Below are 21062 nucleotides of genomic sequence, written 5' to 3'. Positions count from 1 at the left end.
CGCGCCCTGGAATCACATGGAAGAAGCAGGATGCAATTCATCTCTTGGAACACATTCAACGCGTTGCTGTTGGCGTTCGCCCCCCCTCTGAATGCAGAGACCAAATCTGATCATCCGACGGTGATTCTCGGCATGAACCCTCGTGCGACATATCTGGCGAAAGGACCAGAAGTCAATGGCCACTCTTCGATGCAACTCAGAGGCGCAGCGCTCCTGACGCTCTCGACTCCTCACGCCTGCGGGAGCAACGAGGTCTATTTGACGCCAGAATCATTGGGCATTCCGAACGAATCATTTCGACGAGCGCTCGGCGAAGTCCAAGACTTGATCGACCAAAAAATCCCCCTGATTCTGACGCTCTCCGCTTGCGAGCGAAAACGCGCCTTCTTCGAAAAGGTACGCCCCTGCACTCCTGAGGAGTGCGCAGACCTGACGAACCCTCTGGCAGACGACAAGCTTTATCTGGACGAGCACCTCAAGCCGATCGGCGAAGGCCTGGCGTTGTACTACCTGAAAATGCCAATGTCCTATGACGAAGAAAAACAGGCGTGGCAAGCACAAATTTTTTACCGGGACACGCGAAGTCTACGCAGCGAGCATTACGTCGACAGAGAAGACTTCGCTTCAGCGAAACCCGTTCTGACATACAAAGCTTACTATCGAAACGGAAAACCCCGCCGGACCTACCAGAATGATGCTAACGGCCTGCGTCAGGGCGAGGCGCTGACATATTCCGAACAAGGGGTCGTCATCAAGCGTGAAAACTACCTCAACAACCATCTCGAGGGTTGGCAATTTATCTATCACGAAAATGGCAAAATCGCTGAGTCCTACAATTGGCATCTGGGCAAGCATGTAGATGGCGAGTATTTGGAATATGACGAGGACGGGACGCTGATCGGGCGCAGCAGTTATCGAAATGACGTTCTCCACGGCCCTGCCCTTGGATACCACTCGAATGGACAGATCAGGTACGAAACCGTTTTCATCAACGGCAAATCCCAAGGGCCAAATAATCATTATTTTGATAATGGAGCCGTTGAGACCTCCCGCACCAATGTCGACGGCAAGCCAGATGGCTGGCTAACCACTTACTTCATCGACGGGACAGTCAAAGAGAAACAGTTTTACAGGGACGGTGTGCAACGAAGCTATGAGCAATGGAATGAGCAAGGCAGGCAAACCTTGCAGTGGCAGTGGGATGAAAAACATCGCCAACAGGGCGACTTCAAACAGTGGTACGCGACCGGCCAGCTTAAAGAACATCGAAAATACAAAGACGGCAACCTTCACGGATCATCCACGACATGGCACGAAAACGGTGAGATGGCTTCATTTACCGATTATATCGATGGCGCCGAGCATGGACCGATGCGCTTCTTCAGGAAAGACGGCAGCCTGAGCTACCAATGCCAATACCAGATGGGCGTCAGGCAGGGAGAATGTGTTTCGATTCCCGTCAGCAAGACCAAAGCAGAAAGCTGACAATGAAAAGCCCCGCAATCACGGGGCTTTCTCCTTTCTAGCGCAGGTGCTTACCAGGCCACACCAAACCCTGCGGTATAACGGGTCTTGTTCAGATCCGCATCGTTGGTGCCGCTGATGATGTCGCGCTCGGCCTTGAGGTTGAGCGAGGCCCAGTCGGTGACCTTGTAGCGCAGGCCCAGTTCGGCATCCAGCGCGTAATCGGCAACGCCCGACAGCGGCTTGCCGACTTCGCCATTGGTGAAGAACTCGACCTTCTTGCCGATCAGGTAGCGGTTGTAGTCCCACTTCATCGCGACGGAATAGAAGTTGTCCTTGCTGCCATCGCGATACTCGTAATCGGTGCGGTTGAGCAACGAGCCCAGGGAGAACGCGCCGAGTTCGTCGTCCCAGAACTGGTAGCCCGGACCGGTACCGACCACGCGCTGACGCGCCAGCTCTTCGATGTGATCACGCTTGTAGTTGATGCGCCCCTGCCAGAACCACTGATCGGTGAGGAAACGGTCGAGGGAATATTCGGCGCGCCAGTTGTTGGTGGTGGTTTCCGCATCCTGGACTTCGCGGTTGTACTCACCCTCGCCGGTATGCCGCCAGCGACCATGGCGAGCCGAAGTCTTGAAGGCAACGTCGTAATCGTCGGTGTCCTTTTCGGCGCGCTGATAGTCCAGCGCCAGATCGACGTTGCCCTTCCACACCAGGTCGGTGACGATCGGCTTGGGCTTGAGGATCTGCTGAATGCTCGCCAGCTCGACCGTTTTCGGCGCCTCGCCGTTGGCCAGGGTGACTTTGCCATCGTCGGCCGCCGTCAGCGACTTCGACACTTCACCGGCATAGGCGTCCTGCTTCACCAGCAGGTGCTGATCGCTGTCGAGGGTCTTGACCTCTTTCCAGTCAATCGCCACTGCGCCGGCGTATTTGGTCTGGATCAACAGCTTGCCGCCGTCGAATACCGTGATAGTGCCACTCAGCTTGTCGCCGTTTTTCAACCAGACGGTGTCGGCAAGCAGGGGCGTGGACGCGCTGAAAACAGCAAGGCACAACAGGGTTCTGGGGAACATAAGCAGATCGGGGGCTCAGAGTTGGCGAAAAGGGTCGGCATTATCCGTAGGATTTTGCCCATGACAAGGACTGACCGGACTATTTCAATTGAGTTCATTTCTCAACTGGGCCACGAGCGATTACCCTTGTCGCCATCGTCACGCCAATGCTCAGGAGCCGCGTACTTGAAAGACCCGCTCGACAGCGTCGAAAACGATGCGCAAATCCGACGCACGGCACTCTACTCGACGCTCGCGCAAGTGCCCGAAGGCAAAGTCGTCAGTTATGGCCAGTTGGCCGAACTCGCCGGGCTGGGCCGCGCCGCGCGCTGGGTCGGGCGGACTTTGAGCCAGTTGCCCGGCGACACCAAGCTGCCCTGGCACCGCGTACTCGGCGCCGGCGGGCGCATCAGTCTGCCGGTCGGCAGCCCTTCCGGTGATGAACAACGTGCGCGATTGCGCATGGAAGGCATCACCGTCCAGAACAATCGTGTGGATATTCGGCGCCATGGCTGGCGTCCGGTAGAGCACAGCGGTTAGAGTGCGCGCTTTGTTTTCGCAATTTTGAGGCAGACTTCAGCCCATGCCCCGTAAAACCTGGCGCGCCGCGCTCGCCGCCTATGCCAGTCCTTCGACGCTCGTGCTGTTGTTGCTCGGTTTTGCCGCCGGCCTGCCGTACATGCTGGTGTTCTCGACGCTCTCCGTATGGCTGCGTGAAGCAGGCGTGGCCCGTGAAACCATTGGCTATGCAAGCCTGATCGGCCTGGCGTACGCGTTCAAATGGGTCTGGTCGCCCCTGCTCGACCAATGGCGCCTGCCCTTGCTGGGCAAGCTCGGCCGCCGCCGTTCCTGGCTGGTGCTCTCCCAGGCACTGGTGATTCTCGGGCTGATCGGCATGGGCTTCTGTGATCCGCAGAAGCATTTGTCCTGGCTGATCGCCATTGCCGTCGTAGTCGCCTTCGCCTCGGCCACGCAGGATATCGCGGTCGACGCCTATCGCCTGGAAATCGCCGATGACAGCCGCCAGGCCGCCCTCGCCGCCAGCTACATGTCCGGTTATCGTGTTGCTGCCCTGCTCGCCACCGCCGGCGCGCTGTTCTTCGCCGAAGGTTTCGGCTCAACCGGCTTCAACTATAAGCACGCGGCGTGGACCGGCACCTATGTACTGTTTGGCGCATTGATGGTGCCCGCACTGCTGACCACGCTGTTCATGCGCGAACCACCGGTGCCGCTGCGCACGCAGTTGCAGGCCGGGCGCTACACGTTCATGCATCAACTGATGTCGGTGTTCGTGCTGATCGTTTTGCTGGTTTCCGTGCCGGCGATGTTCACCCAGCTGTACAACACCGATTTCGCCGGCGTGCTGTTCGGTGACATGAGCCCGCTCGACCTACTTCTCGAAGACCGCGCCTTTCTGCGCGCCATCCTCTATATATTGCTCACCGGCATGTGCCTGTCGGCCATGGGCCGGCGCGGACTGGCGCCGGTACTCACGCCGATCAATGACTTCATCCTGCGTTATCGCTGGCAGGCGCTGTTGCTGCTGGGCCTGATCGCCACTTACCGGATGTCCGACACGGTAATGGGCGTCATGGCCAACGTGTTTTACATCGACCAGGGTTTCACCAAGGATCAGATCGCCAGTGTCAGCAAGATTTTCGGCCTGATCATGACCCTCGTCGGCGCCGGCATGGGTGGCCTGTTGATCGTGCGCTTCGGCATTCTGCCGATCCTGTTTATCGGTGGTGTGTCTTCGGCAGCGACCAACCTGCTGTTCGTCATGCTCGCGGACATGGGCCCGAACCTGCAGATGCTGGTGGTGACCATTTCCCTCGACAACTTCAGTTCGGGCCTGGCGACGTCGGCGTTCGTCGCTTACCTGTCGAGCCTGACCAACCTGAAGTTTTCCGCAACGCAATATGCCCTGCTCAGCTCGATCATGTTGCTGCTGCCGCGCCTGATGGGCGGCTATTCCGGCGTGCTGGTCGAGAAGTTCGGCTATCACAGCTTCTTCCTCATCACTGCCCTGCTCGGCGTACCAACGCTGCTACTGATCGCGCTGCACTGGTTCCAGGAACGCCGCCGCGAAGGGCAGACACCGACGCCCGAGCCTGCACCGACGCCCGTCACCGAAGAATCGTAGGACGCTTCGCCAATGGCGGGAGGAATCCCGCCGCTGGCGCCTTCCGCCGGCCACACTTCTGTACGTCAGCAAAACTCGCCGGTACACTGCTCCGTCATTTCCAGTCATAGCAACCGACAACGGCCAACCATGCGCACCAGTCAATTTTTGCTCGCCACACAGAAAGAAACGCCTTCCGACGCGGTCGTGATCAGCCACCAGCTGATGCTGCGCGCCGGCATGATCCGCAAGCTTGCCTCGGGCCTGTACACCTGGCTGCCGATGGGCCTGCGAGTCATGCGCAAGGTCGAAGCCATCGTTCGCGAAGAAATGAACGCTGCCGGTTCTCTGGAAGTGTTGATGCCGAGCACCCAACCGGCCGAGCTGTGGCAGGAATCGGGGCGCTGGGAAGAATACGGCCCTGAGCTGCTGCGCATCAAAGACCGCCACGGTCGTGATTTCTGCGCGGGCCCGACCCACGAAGAAGTGATCACCGATCTGATGCGCAACGAGTTGAGCAGCTACAAACAGCTGCCAATCAACCTGTACCAGATCCAGACCAAATTCCGCGATGAAATCCGCCCACGCTTCGGTTTGATGCGCGGCCGCGAATTCATCATGAAGGACGCCTACTCCTTCCACGCTGATCAGGCGTCGCTGCAGATCACTTATGACCGCATGCATGAAGCCTACTGCAACATCTTCACGCGTCTGGGTCTGAAATTCCGTCCGGTAGAAGCCGACAACGGCTCGATCGGCGGCGCCGGCTCCCACGAATTCCACGTGCTGGCCGAGTCCGGCGAAGACGATATCGTCTTCAGCAACGGTTCCGACTACGCGGCGAACATCGAAAAAGCCGAAGCGGTGCCTCGGGAAACCTCGCGCCCTGCGCCAACCGAAGAACTGCGCTTGGTCGATACGCCTGACACCAAGACCATCGCGGCGCTGGTGGAAAAATTCAATCTGCCGATTGAAAAGACCATCAAGACCCTGATCGTCCACGCCGAAGAAGAAGGCAAGCTGATCGCGCTGGTGATTCGTGGCGACCACGAACTGAACGAAATCAAGGCTGCCAACCAGCCTGGCGTGGCCAGCCCGCTGGTGATGGCCTCCGATGCCGAACTGCGTGACGCGATTGGCGCCGGCGCCGGTTCGCTCGGCCCGCTGAACCTGCCGTTGCCGATCATCATCGACCGCTCGGTCGCGATGATGAGCGACTTCGGCATTGGCGCGAACATCGACGACAAGCACTACTTCGGCGTGAACTGGGAGCGTGATCTGCCGGTTCCGACCGTTGCCGACCTGCGCAACGTCGTCGCCGGCGACCCAAGCCCGGACGGCAAAGGCACGCTGGAAATCAAGCGCGGCATCGAAGTCGGCCACATCTTCCAGCTGGGCAACAAGTACAGCAAGGCGATGAAGTGCGAAGTGCTGGGCGAAAACGGCAAGCCGGTGACCCTGGAAATGGGCTGCTACGGGATTGGCGTTTCCCGCGTGGTCGCCGCTGCCATCGAGCAGAACAACGACGCCAACGGCATCATCTGGAGCGACACCCTGGCGCCGTTCCAGATCGCGCTGGTACCGCTGCGCTATGAAACCGAGCAGGTGCGCGAAGCCACCGACAAGCTGTACGCCGAACTGACGGCGGCCGGCTTCGAAGTGCTGCTGGACGATCGCGACAAGAAAACCAGCCCGGGCATCAAGTTTGCGGACATGGAGCTGATCGGCATTCCACACCGGATCGTGGTCAGCGACCGCGGCCTCGCCGAAGGCAACCTGGAATACAAGAGTCGTTCCGAAGCAGAGGCGCAAGCACTGCCGGTGGCCGATCTTGTGTCCTTCCTTCAGGCCCGTATCCGCCGCTGAAACCAGATAGAGACGTCATGTTCAAGCGAAACACCTTAGGCCTCGGTGGCGCCGCCCTGTGCGGCGCCCTGCTGGTCAGCGGCTGCGCCAATCACATGTCGCAACGCAGCGAGCACGAAGAGCGGGTCGAGCGAAAACTGCTCGATCACAGCCTGCAGATCGATGTCGGCGAGCCCAAGGTGCTCGAGCTGCCGCAGCGACGCGTGAAGATCAACGAGCAGAAGACTTTCGAAGTCACCGAGTTCGAGGTCACCCGCCGTTACGACCGCTACACGCCTTATCAACCCTGGCGCGAAGTCTACGAGATTCCGCTGGGGGCGGTGGCCGTGGTCGGTGGTGTCGGTGCCAACGTGGTCAACGTGTTTGCCCTCGGTAACCTGCCGGACAGCGTCACCAAGGATTGGCTGAGCTACGGTTTTGCCGGGCTCAACCCGTTCATGAACGTGCAGTCCAATGGTCGCGCGCAGCAGAACCTCGCGGGCATCGACGAAGTCCAGCGCGACAAGCGCACGGAGTATTCGAGCCTGCCGTGGAGCGAACGACCGGTGCAGGTCAAGGCCGGCAAGCAGACGTTCGACATGACCACTGATCGCAACGGCGTGCTGCGCTTGAACCTGCTCGACAGTCCGTTCGCCGAACATGACCTCAACCATGTTGGCCGCTTGCAGATCAGTGTCGAAGACGCCAAGGACGACGTGCATACCGACTCGACCCTGATGCTCAGCGGCCACCTGCGCGGCAAGTTGATCGAGGCGCACGGGCTGATTTATGACGACCTGGAAGATGATGAGGTGAGCCAGTGGGTACACCGGGTCAAACGCCTGTCGGAGCTGGGCCTGGAAGAAGAAGCCAGCGAATTGGAACAAAGCCTGATCGAACTGACCCGCAATGATCCTGAGTTGCAGACTGAGTTTCTCAAGTCCCTGGCCAAGGATGCCGGGCGCTTAGTGGCTGATCCGGGACCGAATTAAAGCTTAAAAGCTTCGCGAGCAGGCTCGCTCCCCCAGAGGAATGCATTCTAACTGTGGGAGCGAGCCTGCTCGCGAAGAGGCCCTGCCAGGCACCGCGAATCTACCGTTCAAACAACTCCATCTGCTCAAACCCGCCGCGCAGATCCTTCAGCCTCACCCCCACCCCCAACAACCGCACCGGTTTGCCGCCGCGATTGAACGCCTGCGTCAGCATCAACTGATAACTGCCCAGGTCACGCCCTGCCCCGGCCTGTTCCAGCGTGGTCTGGGTGAAATCATGAAATTTGACTTTGACGAACGGCTTGCCCGGTCGATAACTGCTGTCGATTCGGGCCATGCGGGTTTTCAGGGTATCGAGCAACTCGGGCAATTTTTCCAGGCAGCTGCGCAAGTCCGGCAGATCAACGTCGTAGGTGTTTTCCACGCTGATCGACTGACGGCGGCTGTCGTTGTGCACCAGCCGGTCATCGATTCCACGGGCGAGATTCCACAAGCGCTCGCCGAAACTGCCGAATTCGCGCACCAGCGCCAGCCTGCCCCACTCGCGCAGATGCTGGCAGTCAACGATGCCGAGCTTGCCGAGCTTGTCGGCGGTGACCTTGCCGACGCCGTGCAGCTTGCTTACCGGCAGACCACTGACGAACTCTTCGACCTGATCCGGGGTGATCACGAACAAACCGTTGGGTTTTTTCCAGTCGCTGGCGATCTTCGCCAGAAACTTGTTTGGCGCAACGCCTGCGGAAACGGTGATGTGCAATTGGTTGGAGACCCGGCGGCGAATGTCCTGGGCGATGCGCGTGGCGCTGCCGCCGAAATGCGCGCTGTCCGACACATCCAGGTAGGCCTCGTCCAGCGAAAGCGGCTCGATCAGGTCGGTGTAGTCGGCAAAGATCGTATGAATTTCTTTCGAAGCTTCGCGATAAGCCTCCATACGCGGCTTGACGATGGTCAGGTCCGGGCACAGCTTTAATGCATGCCCGGAAGCCATTGCCGAGCGCACACCATAGGCGCGCGCTTCGTAATTGCAGGTGGCGATCACCCCGCGTCGATCCGCCGAACCACCCACCGCCAACGGCTTGCCGGCCAGACGCGGATCATCGCGCATCTCGATGGCGGCGTAGAAACAGTCACAGTCGATGTGGATGATTTTTCGCTGGGTCATGTCGGAAAAAGACAACGTGGTAAGCCGGAGCGGCAGTATCTCATTGGCACCTGTATATAGCACCAGTGGTTGAATGTTCTTTTCCGACCGTAGGAGATTTCCGCTGAATTTATTTTTTCAATCACAGATCAAGGTGCAATAGAGCTGAAAGCCTTGCGCTACCTGCCCTGCGCGCCGGCCAACCGCCGCGAAAATACGCTAAGCGCTTGAACCTCAACAGATTTATCCAGATCGACGGTTGACACACTCGCGAACCTCTGTAGAATGCCGCCACACAGACGCGGGATGGAGCAGTCTGGTAGCTCGTCGGGCTCATAACCCGAAGGTCGTCGGTTCAAATCCGGCTCCCGCAACCAAACATCAGAAAAGGCTACTCGAAAGAGTGGCCTTTTTTGTGCGCGTCTGTTTTGCAAACGGGCGCCCTGCTCAATCGCTAGCGAAACGGCAATTCGTTGCATTTCCGAAACTTACGCATCACCTGCGACCGTTTGCCGCGATTTCGCAGTTATTTGGCCCATTCCGGGATTAGCGGTTGACACCTCGTCGTTCGCCTGTAGAATGCCGCCACACAGACGCGGGATGGAGCAGTCTGGTAGCTCGTCGGGCTCATAACCCGAAGGTCGTCGGTTCAAATCCGGCTCCCGCAACCAAACATCAAAAAAGGCTACTCGAAAGAGTGGCCTTTTTTGTATCTGTTGAAAAAGTCCTTTCGCAACAATGATCTGTCACTGTGCAGTGAACCGCTGGGGATCATCAGAACCACTGACTTGCGACTATGCTTGAGTCGCAGACAGGGTTTCTGCAATCCAGGAACTGCCCTCGCCGATGCCCGACGAGAGGCGTAGTATTTTGTGATTATTTTTTTCTACAGGGATTGGTAACTTGGCTGGATACCTCCATCCTGTCGCGCTCAATCCAAGAGGTGATTGATGCGCGCCAACTCGTCTGATCCACAAGACACCGTTACAGCAGAACAACCGATCAAACCCGAGCGTTTGCGCTGGCTGGATCGATTAAGCAAATACCGTCAGCCGATCGGTCTGGCCGTCACGTTGCTGCTGTTTGCCATTGCCCTGATTGCCTGCCGCCATCTGCTCGCCGAGCTTGATCTCGACGCATTGCATGACTCGATTCTTGACGTGCCGAAGCCCGCCCTGCTTGGCGCCATTGGCGCGACCGTGGTCGGTTTCATCATTCTGCTCGGCTATGAATGGTCGGCCAGCCGCTACGCTGGCGTGAAACTGCCGCCGCGCACCCTCGCGCTCGGCGGCTTCACTGCATTTGCGATTGGCAATGCCATTGGTCTGTCGCTGCTGTCCGGCGGCTCGGTTCGTTATCGTTTATATGCGCGACTGGGCGTCGGTGCGTCGGAAGTTGCGCACATGACGCTATTTGCCAGCCTCTCGCTGGGCTGCGCCTTGCCGCCACTGGCAGCGCTGGCCACCCTGAGCAACCTGCCCGCCGCCTCGCAAGCGCTGGGACTGTCCGAAGTCTTGCTCGGCTCGGTCGCCGCTGCCGTACTGATCCTCGGTGCAGTGCTGGCGATCGGCATCTATCGCCGTCGTCTGCCGGAACAACCCTACCCCGACAATCTGCTGGTCCGTGCCGGGCGGCGCACCCTGCGTCTGCCGGGTCGGCGCCTGACCTTTCTTCAACTCGTAATCACCGCCCTCGACGTCGCGGCTGCCGCCACCGTTCTGTATTTGTTGCTGCCGGAAGCGCCGCCGTTTGCGCCGTTCCTGCTGGTGTACCTGCTGGCCCTCGCCGCCGGTGTCCTCAGTCATGTACCTGGCGGCGTCGGTGTGTTCGAGGCGATTCTGCTCGCCGCGTTTGCCGACAAGCTTGGCGCCGCACCGCTGGCCGCTGCCCTACTGCTGTATCGCCTGATCTACGTGGTGCTGCCGCTGCTGGTCGCTTGCGTATTGCTGCTGATCAACGAAGGCCAGCGCCTGTTCCAATCCCAGACCATGCGCGCCGCGTCCGGTCTGGCCGCGCCGGTTCTGGCGGTGCTGGTGTTTCTGTCTGGCGTGGTGCTGCTGTTTTCCGGCGCCACACCGGAAATCGACACGCGTCTGGAACACATCGGTTTTCTGATCCCGCATCGCCTGGTCGACGCGTCGCACTTCGGCGCCAGCCTGATTGGCGTTTTGTGTCTGTTGCTCGCCCAAGGTCTGCGCCGACGCCTGTCGGCGGCGTGGATGCTGACCGTCATTCTGCTGCTGGTCGGCGCCCTGCTCTCGCTACTCAAAGGCTTCGACTGGGAAGAAGCCACGCTGATGACGTTTACGGCCGCGCTGCTCGGCGTGTTCCGCCGCTCCTTCTATCGCCCGAGCCGTTTGACCGAACTGCCGTTTTCTCCGCTGTATCTGGTCGCCAGTCTCTGCGTGCTGGGCGCTTCGGCCTGGTTGCTGCTGTTCGCCTATCAGGACGTGCCTTACAGCCATCAATTGTGGTGGCAGTTCACCCTCGATGCTGACGCGCCGCGTGGCCTGCGCTCGCTGCTCGGCGCGGCGGTGTTGCTGGTGATCATCTCCCTGACCTGGTTGCTGCGCACCGCGCGCCCGGTGATTCATTTGCCGACGCCGGACGAACTGGATCGCGCGGCAAAAATCCTCATGGCCTCGTCACAACCCGACGGCGGCCTCGCGCTGACCGGTGACAAGGCGTTGCTGTTTCATCCCAACGATGAGGCGTTCCTGATGTACGCCCGTCGTGGCCGCAGTCTGGTGGCGCTGTACGACCCGATCGGGCCGAGCCAGCAACGTGCGGAAATGATCTGGCAGTTCCGCGACCTTTGCGACATCCACCATACGCGCCCGGTTTTCTATCAGGTACGTGCGGAGAACCTGCCGTACTACATGGACATCGGCCTGACGGCGATCAAGCTCGGCGAAGAAGCCCGGGTCGATCTGCTGCGCTTCGATCTGGAAGCCAAGGGCAAGGAGATGAAGGACCTGCGCTACACCTGGAACCGTGGCACCCGCGATGGTCTGTCGCTGGAAATCCATGAGCCGGGCCAGGCGCCAATGGACGAGCTGAAGGTGATTTCCGATGCCTGGCTGACCGGCAAGAACGTGCGTGAGAAAGGCTTCTCCCTCGGCCGTTTCAGCGACGATTACCTGAAGCATTTCCGCATTGCGGTGATTCGCTTCGAAGGCCGCCCGGTGGCGTTCGCCAATCTGCTCGAGACCTATAGCCACGACCTGGCCAGTCTCGACCTGATGCGCGCGCACCCGGAAGCGCCCAAGCTGACCATGGAATTCATGATGGTCGGCCTGATTCAACACTATAAGAGTCACGGATACGCGCGCTTCAGCCTGGGCATGGTGCCACTGTCGGGGCTGCAACCTCGGCGCGGCGCACCGCTTACCCAGCGCCTGGGCTCGATGGTTTTCCGCCGTGGTGAGCAGCTGTACAACTTCCAAGGCTTGCGCCGCTTCAAAGACAAGTTCCAGCCCGACTGGGAACCCCGTTATATGGCCGTGCCCGCCGGACTCGATCCGCTCGTGGCACTGGCCGACACTGCTGCCCTGATCGCGGGCGGCTTGACTGGATTGGTGAAACGCTGATGATTCAACGCTCCCTGAAGTACATCCTGGCCGCCCTGCTGGTGCTGGCCGTGATTGCCGGCGGCGGTTACTGGTACCTCAAACGTCCGGCACCGGAACCGACCGTCGAACAACTGAAACCCGCCGATGGCACAGCCATGACCCGCGTGATCCCCGGCAACAAGCCGAAGGCTCAGGTGCTGGTGGCCGTCACCGACGAACAGAAGCTTTCCGAGAAACAACTGACCACCCTCAGCCGCAGCGCCTCGGCGCAGATCGTTCAGGTGATCCTGCCCAAGGACTGCCTGCTGCAAAGCCGCGCCCTGCAATCGGGCCTGCGCGAACTGAATGGCCCGGCCACCCTGGTCAGCGGCATCGGCCCAGGCGCTGTGCTGGCATGGCGCTGGCTGGCGGAACAGAAAGACGACAAGGCCCAGGCCATCTCCGTCGACTTGGCTCTGGAAAAGCCCGGCTGCACCCACCTGCTGCCGAAATCCGCCGCCCACGGCCACTGGCTGGTGGCGTGGAACGATAACCCGGACGACGCCAGCGCAGGTTTCGTACGCGATCAACCAAACGCCGAAACCAGCATCAGCGACTACGACATCAATCTGCCGCAAGTGCTGAACAACGAACTGCGCAAAATCCTCGTCGGCGGCGACAAGGCCAACGGCGGTCTGGCGATTCCGGTCGTGGAAGTGCCGGCCGGTCAGGCCAACGACACCGTGACCCTGTTCCTCTCCGGCGACGGCGGCTGGCGCGACCTCGACCGCGACGTGGCCGGGGAAATGGCCAAGATCGGCTACCCGGTGGTCGGCATCGACACCCTGCGCTACTACTGGCAGCACAAGAGCCCGGAGCAAAGCGCACTCGACCTCACCGAACTGATGCAGCACTACCGGCAGAAATGGGGCACCAAGCGCTTCATCCTCACCGGCTACTCGTTCGGTGCCGACGTTCTGCCAGCGATCTACAACCGTCTGCCAGAGAACGAACAGCAACGCGTCGACGCGATCATCCTGCTCGCCTTCGCCCGCACCGGCAGCTTCGAAATCGAAGTCGAAGGCTGGTTGGGTAACGCCGGCAAAGAAGCTGCGACCGGCCCGGAAATGGCCAAACTGCCAGCCGGCAAGGTTGTGTGCATCTACGGTGAAGAAGAGACCGATGAAAGTGGCTGCACGGACAAGACTGCTGTCGGCGAAGCGGTGAAACTGCCCGGCGGGCATCACTTTGATGAAAACTACCCGGCGCTGGCCAAGCGTTTGGTGGACTTGATCGAGAAGCGTCAGAGCAAGAACTCGGTCGCCGAAGAGTGATCTGAGCTACGCCCATAAAAAGCCCCCGCAACTTCACAGTTGCGGGGGCTTTTTACATTCCAGCCGCCACCACAATCCCTGTGGGAGCGAGCTTGCTCGCGAAGCGGTGGGTCAGTTTACAGATTCGTCGACTGACACTACGTCTTCGCGCTCCCACAGGGTATTGTGCCGGACTCAGACAACTCGTCAGTCCCGCCGGCCAAGCTGAACATCTATCCACGTGACATCATCGTCGCCAACGCTAAAGTCGCTATCCGGCGCCGCCAACAAACTGCTTTGCTGGACTTGCGTCAAGTCCGCCCAAAAGCCATCAGTGACAAATACCAAGCGCTCAACAGCCTCCAGTTCACACCAAACAAAGTCAGGGTTCGGAACCCGATTGATCTTCAAGCATCGCGTTACTGAATTTCGAGCTGGATCTTGCGCCAACTCACAGTGCGAACGGTCGCGCCGCCAATTGGCCTTGCAGTGAGGAGGCGTAATCCACTCGATGGCTCCCAACAGCGTCACAATCCCGCATGAACAGTCACCTTCGTATGCAACGGTGAGTCGGCCATGAGCGACCAAGCCAATCAGGTAACAGATGGCTCCCGTCTGATCAGCAGGCAACGACGCATGAAAATCCGACAGTATTGAACCCAATAGACGCTCGATAGCTCCGGGTTCTGCAGGATAGCCCCCCTGCTCCAACTGTGTGGAATGAGCCGCCAACATGCCGCTTACGAAGCATTCAGCCAGCTGTCCACTGCCGCGCCTTGAAGTGCCATCCGCGACAACAAAAAAACCACGGTCACCCTCACAGGTAGCTCCGGCATAGTCATTATTTGCTCTGCTGGCTTGCCCAGTGATTGATCGGGAGAGGTATCTCATGCGCTGGCCAGCGCTTTCATACGCCTGTGAATAATCTGCCCTCTGCCTGGATTCGCCTGCACCGAGCCTGAACTTTCGATCACGTAGCCAACCCCATCGAGCGCCATCAGCTTCTGGACTCCCTCTGTAATGAATGCCTTGAGGTCCTTGTCAGCCTGGACCACCTCCTCCAACAGCTCAGGCCGACCATCGATCAAGATGATCATATCCTCGACATCCTTGTGATAAGGATCGCCATTTCCCCGACCGGCGAAAGCTTCCAGTTTCGTCGCGAGAAAATACGCGGGCTGGAATATCTGGATGGCAGTGCCGCTGGGCAGGGTGAATTTATCCGCCCTCGCCAGCCCCTCGACGAACCAGCGGTTGGCATAGCCGAGCACTGCAGGGTCGGAAGGCATGACATCCACGACAACGTCATTGAAGCGAAAACGACAATTCACCTCGTCCTCACCCGTGATCTTGAATCCCTTGGCCGCCAGCCGTTCGGTGAGTTGGTTCCAGGCGCTGATACCGGCCAACTCGATCACTAGATCAACGTCATCAGTGAAACGAATGTCGTCCAGCACGGCTGTATCTGTAACCAGCATGGCGGTTGTGCAACCGCCAACAAAAGCAACTTCGGCGAGAAACGCCTCGCCCAAGCCTCCAGCCACGAACTCAATGAGTTCGTAGTTGTGATCCGCGTTTGACGACATGTTATTTCAGCCCCATCCCTGCCTTCAGAATACTGATTGCCACACCACACTCACGCGGACCACCCAGACGGATTGCATCAGCGAGCGCCAGATAGTGGTAAAGAATCCGGTCTTTTTTCACCGCTTCCGGCACTGTTTTGTAAAGCGGCTCGATCGCTTGGCCTCGCTCGGTTCCCTGCGCATCCGGCCAGACCGGAATCAAACCACCCGCACTCTTGATGCTTTTGGACAGCGCAGGCGCTGCAAAACCTGTGGGTATGCCACGAACCATCGCGCCAGGCTTGACCGGGAAGAAGTACTTCAGCGCGTGCTCGGTAATTTTCAGCAGTTCCCGGCGGTGCACTTTGGCAAGCCCGGTGTCGTAATCATGAATGAGCAATCCAGATTCCCGGCACCGGGCGAGAGCATTTGAGACTTCGCTTTTGCTCAGTCCGAGAGAGGCAGACAGCGCACGTAAGGAGTACCGATCACTCCAACTTGTCAGCGGTGGATCAGATGCCGGTTCCGCCCATCCCTCCCAACCTGGCCCATCAGCGAAAGGCGAGTCGAATTCGCGGCGCAGGAAGAGAGTGTCTTCCCCATCAGTGGAATAGGTGACCAATGGCTTCCCCACACTTTGCCCTGCGGTCATTCGGCTGACGACATAAGGCCTGAGCAGCTCTTCGACCCTGTCCGAATTCGATTCGGCCTCCATCTCCCCCATGAGGTTCTCTTCCTGAGCGTGGAGACTGGCCATTTTGAACAATAGTAAAATGTCTTGACTCTTCATTTAGATCAAAACCTCAAGTGTCCACATTCCATAAAACGTGGACACTTGTCTCACTACCGAGGCCGGGTCGTCAAGCCCTTGGGTAAATCACTAATCGCTGCATACCTTGCCCGCATATCGTCATGGCTGTGTTCGTGTCAGACGTTTAGTATCGTTTACTTCCAGTTTCGCAATATCAGATGACGCCCACAGACCTTGTAGGCAAACTCCGAAACTCGTGTTCGGGCGCTTTGCCGCTCTATTGCGCTGTTTTTCGACGGGATACTCTCCGGACGTCGCTGACCCATTCAGCGATCGGGTGTGGTAACCCGGAGAAACCATCGCAACAGCGCGCTCCTCAAGTTATGGCGGCTGTGCGTGGGACGCTTTCGGGCGTGCCGGTTTCCTTGGTTCCCGGTTTACCACCCTGCGTACAGTTGCCTCCCTTTCGCGTGGTAACGAAAGTCGCGGCACTTCGAACCAAGGAGTAACACGATGACCGAAACTGATCTGCACGGACTTGCAAACGCTAAAACCATCGGCTTCACCCCTTTCCTCTACAACTCGGATCGAGCGTTCTTCAACGTCCGCGCCGGCATCCCGATCATCGATGCCTTGTCCCAATCCTCCGACCTGCTGTCCCTCGCCAAATCCTTCGCCGAGGACGCTGCCTTCATAAGAGACACCGACCGCCATGCCTGGGCGGCGCATTATCTGACGGTGATGGGCAAAGCCTTGATTGATGATGTGATTCAAGCGCTGATGCCGCGACCTGCTCGCACAAAGACCGAATCTGAAGAAGAATTGCCTGAAAGCCACTAACACCACAGAACCCTTGTGGGAGCGAGCTTGCTCGCGAATGCGGAGGGTCAGTTAACAGATTGTCGACTGACACTACGCCTTCGCGAGCAAGCTCGCTCCCACAGGGGATTTGCGTGGGTTCGAGGTTTATGTGCGAGCACAAAAAAGCCCCCGCCAGCCTTGAAGCTGACGGGGGCTTTTCAGTTGAAGCGAGGCTTACATTTCCACCTGCGTCCCCAACTCGATCACTCGGTTCAACGGCAGATTGAAGAACCGCAAATTGCCATTGGCATTCTTCAACATGAACGCAAACAGCGCCTCACGCCAACGCGCCATGCCTTCCAGTTTCGAGGCAATCACCGTTTCGCGGCTGAGGAAGTAGGTTGTGCGCATCGGGCTGAAGTCCAGATCATCCAGATGACACAGCTTCAGCGCTTGCGGCACGTCCGGCTCGTCGGTGAAACCAAAGTGCAGGATCACCCGGAAGAAACCCTCACCGTGCGCTTCGACTTCGAAGCGCCGCGATGGCGGTACGCGCGGGATGTCTTCGTAGACCACCGTCAGCAACACCACTTGCTCATGCAGCACCTGGTTATGCAGCAGGTTGTGCAACAAGGCATGGGGCACGGCGTCGGAGCGGGCGGTGAGGAACACGGCGGTGCCCTGTACGCGATGCGGCGGTTGCACGCGGATGCTGCTGATGAAGATCGGCAGCGGCAGCGCGCCTTCGTCGAGGCGTTCGACCAGCAGTTGTTTGCCGCGCTTCCAGGTGGTCATCAGCACGAACAGGGCGATACCGGCGATCACCGGGAACGCGCCGCCCTGAACGATCTTCGGCACATTGGCGGCGAAGTACAGACCGTCCACCAACAGGAAGCCAAGCAACACCGGCACCGCGAGGATTGGTGGCCATTTCCACAGCAGCAGCATGACCGCCGACACCAGAATGGTAGTCATCAGCATGGTGCCGGTCACTGCCACGCCGTAGGCCGAGGCCAGTGCACCGGAAGATTCGAAGCCCAGCACCAACAGGACCACGCCGACCATCAGCGCCCAGTTCACCGCACCGATGTAGATCTGGCCCTGCTCGTCGCTGGAGGTGTGCTGGATGTACATGCGCGGGATGTAACCGAGCTGGATCGCCTGACGGGTCAGGGAGAACGCGCCGGAAATCACCGCTTGCGAGGCGATCACCGTGGCCAGGGTCGACAGGCCGACCAGCGGAATCAGCGCCCAGCTCGGTGCCAGCAGGTAGAACGGGTTACGCGCTGCGTCAGGGTTTTCCAGCAGCAATGCGCCCTGGCCGAAGTAGTTGAGCACCAGCGCCGGCAGCACCAGCAGGAACCAGGCGCGAGCGATCGGCTTGCGGCCGAAGTGGCCCATGTCGGCGTACAGCGCTTCGGCGCCGGTCAGCGCCAGCACTACCGCGCCGAGGATCGCTACGCCCATGCCCGGGTGCACAACGAAAAAATTCACCGCCCACATCGGGTTCAGCGCGTGCAGCACTTCCGGGGTGTGGCTGATGCCGTACACACCAAGGGCGCCGAGGACGAGGAACCAGGTGACCATGATCGGCCCGAACAGAATGCCGATCCGCGCGGTACCGTGGCGCTGGATCAGAAACAGCGCGACCAGCACGACCAGCGACAGCGGCACCACCCAGTGATCGATGCCTTCAAACGCCAGGCCGAGTCCTTCAATCGCCGACAGCACCGAAATGGCCGGGGTGATCATGCTGTCGCCATAGAACAGCGCCGCGCCGATCAGTCCGCACACCACCAACAGCGTGCGCAGGCGCTTGCGCCCCGCCGCTGCCCGCCGTGCCAGTGCCGTCAGGGCCATGATGCCGCCCTCGCCCTGGTTGTCGGCGCGCAGGACGAACATCATGTATTTGATCGAGACCACCCAGATCAGCGACCAGAAGATCAACGACAGAATGCCGAGCACACCGTCGTGATTGACCGGCACACCATAACCGCCGGAAAACACTTCCTTGAGGGTGTACAACGGGCTCGTGCCAATGTCGCCATAAACCACCCCGACCGCCGCGACCAGCATGCTCAGCGGTCTGCTTGCCGAACCCTCGGCGCCCGCCGCATGACTACTTGCCTGACCCATCCAACACTCCTGATCTCAATACCGGCTTCTTTGAAGGAAGCACTATGCTTTGAGTTGCAGCATGCGCTGTTTTACCTGTTGTTACAGACCAATGATTGACTGCACGAAATCGGTAAAGCTCAACGGCGCGAAGCATAGCGCAGCACTCGTCGTATTTCCCCGTATAAAGCTGGTCAAGTGCGTTGCCCGCCGCTAGAATTGCGCACTTTTTGATCAGAGGCGCATCTCAAGCGCCCATCCGTCGGCTTGCGCATCAAGCAAGCGACGTCACAAAACACCGAGGTTAGACATGTCCACCACTCCTGCGCCGGCCAATCCAAAGGTTGGCTTTGTATCTCTGGGTTGCCCGAAAGCACTGGTCGACTCCGAGCGCATCCTGACCCAGCTGCGCATGGAAGGTTATGACGTGGTGTCCACCTATCAGGACGCCGACGTTGTAGTCGTCAACACCTGCGGCTTCATCGATTCGGCCAAGGCTGAATCTTTGGAAGTGATCGGTGAAGCGATCAAGGAAAACGGCAAGGTCATCGTCACCGGTTGCATGGGCGTGGAAGAAGGCAACATCCGCGACGTACACCCGAGCGTGCTCGCCGTGACCGGTCCGCAGCAGTACGAGCAAGTGGTCAACGCCGTGCACGAAGTGGTGCCGCCGCGTCAGGATCACAACCCGCTGATCGACCTGGTGCCGCCGCAAGGCATCAAACTGACCCCACGCCACTACGCCTACCTGAAGATTTCCGAAGGCTGCAACCACAGCTGCTCGTTCTGCATCATCCCGTCGATGCGCGGCAAACTGGTCAGCCGTCCGGTCGGTGATGTGCTCGACGAAGCTCAGCGCCTGGTGAAATCCGGCGTCAAAGAGCTGCTGGTGATCTCGCAAGACACCAGCGCTTACGGCGTTGATGTGAAATATCGCACCGGCTTCTGGAACGGCGCGCCGGTGAAAACCCGCATGACCGAGCTTTGCGAGGCGCTGAGCACGCTGGGCGTCTGGGTCCGCCTGCACTACGTTTATCCGTACCCGCACGTCGACGAGCTGATTCCACTGATGGCCGCCGGCAAGATCCTGCCGTACCTGGATATCCCGTTCCAGCACGCCAGCCCGAAAGTCCTGAAATCGATGAAACGCCCGGCGTTCGAAGACAAGACCCTGGCGCGCATCAAGAACTGGCGCGAAATCTGCCCGGACCTGATCATCCGTTCGACCTTCATCGTCGGCTTCCCGGGCGAAACCGAAGAAGACTTCCAGTACTTGCTCAACTGGCTGACCGAAGCCCAGCTCGACCGTGTCGGCTGCTTCCAGTACTCGCCGGTTGACGGCGCACCAGCGAATGATCTGGATCTGGAAGTGGTACCGGACGACGTCAAGCAGGATCGTTGGGAGCGCTTCATGGCGCACCAGCAGGCGATCAGCTCGGCACGCCTGCAAATGCGCATCGGTCGTGAGATTGAAGTGCTGGTGGACGAGGTTGACGAGCAAGGTGCGGTCGGCCGTTGCTTCTTCGACGCCCCGGAAATCGATGGCAACGTGTTTATCGACAATGGCAGCAACCTGAAGCCGGGCGACAAGGTCTGGTGCAAGGTGACTGATGCCGACGAATATGATTTGTGGGCTGAGCAGATCTAAGCACCGCAAAATACCTGTGGGAGCGAGCCTGCTCGCGAATGCGCTGGGTCAGTCGCTGTAAATATTGCCTGACACAATGCCTTCGCGAGCAGGCTCGCTCCCACAGGGGGATAGCGCTGTATCCAGAAGCCCCGCTCTTTTCCGAGATACGGGGCTTTTTTGCGGCTATCGTTTAGCGGGGGACGGACTTCCTTGAACCGCACAAGAGGCAAACGCACATGCGTCAGCATTCGGTCATCCACACGCCGAAAATCAGCGATTACGAAGAACTGACCCGGGTCTGGGAGGCCTCGGTCCGTGCGACTCACCAGTTCCTGCCGGACAGCTATATCGAGCTGCTGCGCAATCTGGTGCTCACCCGCTATCTCGACGCGGTCATGCTGATCTGCACCAAGGACCGCCAGCAGCGCATCACCGGGTTTGCCGGTGTGGCGGCGGGCAAGATTGAAATGTTGTTCATCGATCCTGATCATCGTGGTCAAGGCTTGGGCAAGCAGTTGCTGCGCTATGCGATCGAACGGCTCAACGCCGATGAACTCGACGTCAATGAGCAGAACCCGCAAGCCTTGGGTTTTTATGAAAAGCAGGGATTTGAAGTGATCGGCCGCTCCGAGGTCGATGGCATGGGCCAGCCGTATCCGCTGCTGCATATGCGCTTGCGACAGTCCCAACAGCGCTCAGGCAACGGCTGACACA

At 59.3% G+C, this 21062-nt stretch carries 16 protein-coding genes and 2 tRNA genes; 12 read left to right on the top strand and 6 right to left on the bottom strand.

Annotated elements, in window-relative coordinates:
- The first annotated feature begins 30 nt into the window (after positions 1-30).
- Positions 31-1485: a toxin-antitoxin system YwqK family antitoxin gene (locus V8J63_RS14015; RefSeq protein WP_225927669.1), complete on the top strand. Its 1455-nt coding sequence runs from the start codon at positions 31-33 to the stop codon at positions 1483-1485.
- Positions 1486-1535: 50 nt separating this feature from the next.
- On the opposite strand, the gene V8J63_RS14010 is transcribed toward V8J63_RS14015, so the two are convergent.
- Entirely contained in the window at positions 1536-2543 is a 1008-nt protein-coding gene (locus V8J63_RS14010) for a DUF481 domain-containing protein (RefSeq protein WP_024011896.1), read from the bottom strand.
- 165 nt (positions 2544-2708) lie between these two features.
- Between V8J63_RS14010 and V8J63_RS14005 the strand changes: the two genes are divergently transcribed.
- The 4 genes from V8J63_RS14005 (at position 2709) to V8J63_RS13990 (ending at position 7481) form a co-directional block, all read left to right on the top strand.
- The gene (locus V8J63_RS14005) at positions 2709-3062 is read left to right on the top strand and encodes an MGMT family protein (protein ID WP_016771391.1); all 354 of its coding nucleotides are present in this window, start codon (positions 2709-2711) and stop codon (positions 3060-3062) included.
- A 43-nt stretch (positions 3063-3105) separates the two neighbouring features.
- Positions 3106-4665 carry an AmpG family muropeptide MFS transporter gene (locus V8J63_RS14000; protein WP_024011895.1) on the top strand — a complete coding sequence of 520 codons (1560 nt, stop codon included), beginning with the start codon at positions 3106-3108 and terminating at the stop codon, positions 4663-4665.
- A gap of 129 nt (positions 4666-4794) precedes the next feature.
- Positions 4795-6510: a proline--tRNA ligase gene (locus tag V8J63_RS13995; protein ID WP_125925228.1), complete on the top strand. Its 1716-nt coding sequence runs from the start codon at positions 4795-4797 to the stop codon at positions 6508-6510.
- Positions 6511-6527: 17 nt separating this feature from the next.
- Complete coding sequence (locus tag V8J63_RS13990) at positions 6528-7481, top strand: hypothetical protein (protein WP_073475925.1); 954 nt, start codon at positions 6528-6530, stop codon at positions 7479-7481.
- Between the two features lie 100 nt (positions 7482-7581).
- Here the strand turns inward: V8J63_RS13990 and dinB are convergent, their stop codons facing one another.
- Positions 7582-8643 (bottom strand): DNA polymerase IV, encoded by a 1062-nt coding sequence (gene dinB, locus V8J63_RS13985; RefSeq protein ID WP_336464206.1) that lies wholly within the window; start codon positions 8641-8643, stop codon positions 7582-7584.
- A gap of 279 nt (positions 8644-8922) precedes the next feature.
- Here dinB and V8J63_RS13980 point away from each other — a divergent pair.
- The 4 genes from V8J63_RS13980 (at position 8923) to V8J63_RS13965 (ending at position 13507) form a co-directional block, all read left to right on the top strand.
- Positions 8923-8999 (top strand) — tRNA-Met (locus V8J63_RS13980).
- A 217-nt stretch (positions 9000-9216) separates the two neighbouring features.
- Positions 9217-9293 (top strand) — tRNA-Met (locus tag V8J63_RS13975).
- A gap of 279 nt (positions 9294-9572) precedes the next feature.
- Positions 9573-12212 (top strand): bifunctional lysylphosphatidylglycerol flippase/synthetase MprF, encoded by a 2640-nt coding sequence (gene mprF, locus V8J63_RS13970; RefSeq protein ID WP_125918034.1) that lies wholly within the window; start codon positions 9573-9575, stop codon positions 12210-12212.
- Positions 12212-13507, top strand: coding sequence for a virulence factor family protein (locus V8J63_RS13965; RefSeq protein ID WP_125925227.1), 1296 nt, complete (start codon positions 12212-12214; stop codon positions 13505-13507). Before mprF ends, V8J63_RS13965 begins: the two co-directional genes overlap by 1 nt.
- A 186-nt stretch (positions 13508-13693) precedes the next feature.
- Here the strand turns inward: V8J63_RS13965 and V8J63_RS13960 are convergent, their stop codons facing one another.
- The 3 genes from V8J63_RS13960 to V8J63_RS13950 are packed head-to-tail and all read right to left on the bottom strand — an operon-like array spanning position 13694 to position 15841.
- Positions 13694-14377 (bottom strand): serine/threonine protein phosphatase, encoded by a 684-nt coding sequence (locus V8J63_RS13960; protein WP_125925226.1) that lies wholly within the window; start codon positions 14375-14377, stop codon positions 13694-13696.
- Positions 14374-15072, bottom strand: a complete 699-nt coding sequence (locus tag V8J63_RS13955; protein ID WP_123442998.1) for a hypothetical protein — start codon at positions 15070-15072, stop codon at positions 14374-14376. Before V8J63_RS13955 ends, V8J63_RS13960 begins: the two co-directional genes overlap by 4 nt.
- A 1-nt stretch (position 15073) precedes the next feature.
- Entirely contained in the window at positions 15074-15841 is a 768-nt protein-coding gene (locus tag V8J63_RS13950; RefSeq protein ID WP_123442999.1) for a MarR family transcriptional regulator, read from the bottom strand.
- A 474-nt stretch (positions 15842-16315) separates the two neighbouring features.
- Here V8J63_RS13950 and V8J63_RS13945 point away from each other — a divergent pair, with 474 nt between their 5' ends.
- Positions 16316-16642 carry a DUF3077 domain-containing protein gene (locus V8J63_RS13945; protein WP_024011889.1) on the top strand — a complete coding sequence of 109 codons (327 nt, stop codon included), beginning with the start codon at positions 16316-16318 and terminating at the stop codon, positions 16640-16642.
- A gap of 195 nt (positions 16643-16837) precedes the next feature.
- On the opposite strand, the gene V8J63_RS13940 is transcribed toward V8J63_RS13945, so the two are convergent.
- A complete protein-coding gene (locus V8J63_RS13940; RefSeq protein WP_371699263.1) occupies positions 16838-18679 on the bottom strand; it encodes a potassium transporter Kup in 1842 nt (613 codons plus the stop codon).
- A 349-nt stretch (positions 18680-19028) separates the two neighbouring features.
- Here V8J63_RS13940 and rimO point away from each other — a divergent pair, with 349 nt between their 5' ends.
- On the top strand, positions 19029-20366 hold the full coding sequence (rimO, locus tag V8J63_RS13935) for a 30S ribosomal protein S12 methylthiotransferase RimO (protein WP_024011887.1): 1338 nt from the start codon (positions 19029-19031) through the stop codon (positions 20364-20366).
- Between the two features lie 218 nt (positions 20367-20584).
- Positions 20585-21058 carry a GNAT family N-acetyltransferase gene (locus V8J63_RS13930; RefSeq protein ID WP_110645929.1) on the top strand — a complete coding sequence of 158 codons (474 nt, stop codon included), beginning with the start codon at positions 20585-20587 and terminating at the stop codon, positions 21056-21058.
- Positions 21059-21062: the final 4 nt, after the last annotated feature.

The organism is Pseudomonas sp. CCNWLW23 (genome assembly GCF_037095675.1).
GTDB lineage: Bacteria > Pseudomonadota > Gammaproteobacteria > Pseudomonadales > Pseudomonadaceae > Aquipseudomonas > Aquipseudomonas atacamensis.
The sequence above is the reverse complement of the archived record's forward strand: the minus strand, read 5'-3'. Positions and strand labels throughout refer to the sequence as shown.